The organism is Gordonia sp. (in: high G+C Gram-positive bacteria), assembly GCF_012515855.1.
Taxonomy (GTDB): Bacteria; Actinomycetota; Actinomycetes; order Mycobacteriales; family Mycobacteriaceae; genus Gordonia.
This window is the reverse complement of the sequence record NZ_JAAYXO010000254.1, coordinates 1-2818: the sequence shown is the minus strand read 5'-3', so window position 1 is coordinate 2818 and position 2818 is coordinate 1. Positions and strand designations below refer to the sequence as shown.

Genomic DNA, 2818 nt, shown 5'->3' with positions numbered 1-2818 from the left:
TGACTGGTCGGCGGGCGACCGACGCCGCGCTGACGGCGGCGTTGTCGATGATGCGGTTGACGATCATCTCGGCGGTATCGGCCGGGACCTCCACCGGATCGACGGCGACTTGAGCGATCTTGTAGGCCAGGTGCTCGGTAGTCGGGAACTCGTTGGCGCTGCGTCGGGTGCGTACTTCGTGATTGATCATATTTGCACCGTACGCATGACTCCAGGGTTGGCGTAAGTCCTGGCAGATGCGTATTTATGCGTAGATGCCGAGCCACTTCTGCGGATTGTGCGGATGGTCGATGTCGTATCGTTGCGGACATGGCGAAGACGTACGTTGGGGCGCGATTGCGTCGGATGCGAGCTGATCTCGGCATCAGTCAGGCCGCGTTGGCGCGTCGAATCGATATGTCGACGACGTATGTGAACCAGCTCGAGAACAATCAGCGGCCGATCACCGTTCCGGTGCTGTTGACTCTCACCTCGACGTTCGACCTGCCTGCCGACTACTTCGCGGACTCCGGTGACGCGCGTCTGTCGGCCGACATCGCCGATGCCCTCCTGGCTCACGGCGAGGAGGCCGACCGCGCCGAGATCACCGAACTAGTGTCGCGGATGCCGTCCGTCGGTCGAACCTTGGTGAATCTGCATCGTCGATTGAGCGCGGCCACGGCCGAACTCGAAGACCAGCAGTCCGCGGGAGTTGCGCCTCCCGATGTCCCGGTGACTCCGTTCGAACAGGTTCGCGACTACTTCTACGATCGGCGCAATCACATCGCGGAGCTCGACGCGGCGGCGGAGCAGCTCTTTCGGGACGAGGGCTTCTCGATCGGCGGCTTGGACCTCCAGCTTGCGAGGTATCTTGACCAGGCGTACGGCGTCCGCGTGCAGATCGGGGCGTCCACCGATCCGGACGGCGCCAAACGCAGGTTCGATGAGGAGTCGTCGACGGTGATGCTGGCCCGCTATCTCACCGCCGGTCAGCGTGCGTTTCAACTCGCCACCCAGTTGGCTTTGCTTTCGCAGCGGAAACGGATCGATGCGCTAGTCGACGCGTCGGCAGTCGCCGAGGATTCACGCGCCGTGCTGCGGGTGGGGCTGGCCAACTACTTCGCGGGCGCTCTGGTCCTCCCTTACGGTGAGTTCGCTTCCGTAGCAAGGCAGTTGCGGTACGACATCGGCCTCCTCGCCCGCCGCTTCGAAGTCGGTTTCGAGACGGTGTGTCACCGACTCTCGACTCTTCAGCGGCCCGGTGACCGCGGGATCCCGTTCATCTTCGTGCGGGTCGATCGTGCAGGCAACATCTCAAAACGACAGTCGGCGACCGCTTTTCACTTCTCCCGCGTTGGAGGGAACTGTCCGCTGTGGGTGGTCCACGACGCGTTCTCGATGGCCGGTCGGATTCATACACAGGTCTCGGAGATGCCCGACGGGCGCAAATACTTCTGGTTGGCGCGGACTACCGATGCAGGACCGGGTGGGCATCTCGCACCGACCCCGGAGTTCGCGATCGGACTCGGCTGCGACCTGTCGTACGCCGACGACTTGGTCTATGCGACGGGGGTCGATCTCGAGGATGCTCGCACAGTGGTCCCGATCGGCGGTGGTTGTAAGGTGTGCGACCGTCCGGCGTGTCCCCAGCGGGCGTTTCCCATGCTGGGTCACGGCATTCTCATCGATGAGAAGGTCAGCGACGCGGTGCCGTATCGGCCCGCTTGAGGCGTGAGCCAGATGGGCGGCCCAACTCAGTCGATGATCGCGGTGGCCTCGACTTCCACCAGAACACCTGGTTCGAAGAGGTAGTCCACGCCGATGAGGGAGGCCGGCGGCAGCGGGAGCGGCAACCCGATCTCCTCGGCGACCCGTTCGACGCCTGCCATGAACTCGTCGATCTTTCCGGGTTCCCAGTCAGTGACGTAGAAGGTGAGGCGAAGGACGTCACTCAGGGTCGCACCGGCACCGGCGAGGCCGGTTGCGGTGTTTCGCAGTGCCTGGGCGACCTGCCCTGCAAGGTCGCCGTCGGACGCCGGGGTGCCATCGGCCAGGCGCGAGATCTGTCCGGCCACGTGGATGTGGGTGGCTCCCGTCCCGGCGGCGACGTGATGGTAGGGAGCGGGCTGCGTCATGCCGGTGGGGGTCAGGTAGCGAACAGTCATGAGGTTCTCCTCGGGGTAGGAATCAAAGAAGGTATACAAGTGATACTTGATCTATATGGGTAACTTCAACGAAACTAGGTAGCATGACCGATCCCTCCCTCGCCGTACATGGCGATGTCACGATCACCGCGCCGCACCGAGAGCTGCTCGATCAAGTCCTCGACAAGTGGTCGCTCGCGGTGCTCAATGAACTCTGCGAGGCGCCGTGCCGATTCAACGATCTGCGCCGGGCCATCCCGGCGGTAACGCCGAAATCGTTGACCGCGACCCTGCGCCGACTCGAGCGCAACGGGATCGTCCAACGTCAGGTACTGGACACTCGACCCGTCGCGATCGAGTACCGCATCACGGGCCTCGGCAAGACGCTTCGGCACCCGATCGACGTGTTGCTACAGTGGGCCGACGATTCCGCGGCGGCAATCGAGGCGGCGCGTGCGTTCTTCGACGAATCCGACTCGGCGTGAGTCGTCAGCCGACGAGCTTGAGCCCGATCACGCCGCCGACGATGGCGATGATGCAGACGATCTTGCCGATGGTCGTGGTCTCGGCGCCGGTGAGCATTCCGTAGACCACGGCGCCGGTGGCGCCGATGCCGACCCAGATGGCGTAGGAACTGCCGGTGGGCAGCTCGCGCATCGCGTAGGCCAGGCCGCCCATGCTGATGACGATCGCGA

At 63.9% G+C, this 2818-nt stretch carries 4 protein-coding genes and 1 pseudogene; 2 read left to right on the top strand and 3 right to left on the bottom strand.

Annotation, left to right across the window (positions count from 1 at the left end):
* Positions 1 to 190: pseudogene (locus GX543_RS17755) on the bottom strand (MmgE/PrpD family protein); the annotation flags it as partial.
* Positions 191 to 309: 119 nt separating this feature from the next.
* On the opposite strand from GX543_RS17755, the gene GX543_RS17750 reads away from it, so the two are divergent.
* Entirely contained in the window at positions 310 to 1707 is a 1398-nt protein-coding gene (locus tag GX543_RS17750; RefSeq protein WP_290853857.1) for a short-chain fatty acyl-CoA regulator family protein, read from the top strand.
* Between the two features lie 26 nt (positions 1708 to 1733).
* On the opposite strand, the gene GX543_RS17745 is transcribed toward GX543_RS17750, so the two are convergent.
* On the bottom strand, positions 1734 to 2144 hold the full coding sequence (locus tag GX543_RS17745) for a RidA family protein (protein WP_290853855.1): 411 nt from the start codon (positions 2142 to 2144) through the stop codon (positions 1734 to 1736).
* An 83-nt stretch (positions 2145 to 2227) separates the two neighbouring features.
* Between GX543_RS17745 and GX543_RS17740 the strand changes: the two genes are divergently transcribed.
* The gene (locus tag GX543_RS17740) at positions 2228 to 2608 is read left to right on the top strand and encodes a helix-turn-helix domain-containing protein (RefSeq protein WP_290853852.1); all 381 of its coding nucleotides are present in this window, start codon (positions 2228 to 2230) and stop codon (positions 2606 to 2608) included.
* A gap of 4 nt (positions 2609 to 2612) precedes the next feature.
* Here GX543_RS17740 and GX543_RS17735 read toward each other — a convergent pair.
* Positions 2613 to 2818, bottom strand: a 206-nt coding sequence (locus GX543_RS17735; RefSeq protein WP_290853850.1) for an SMR family transporter, incomplete at its 5' end; no start/stop codon positions are given.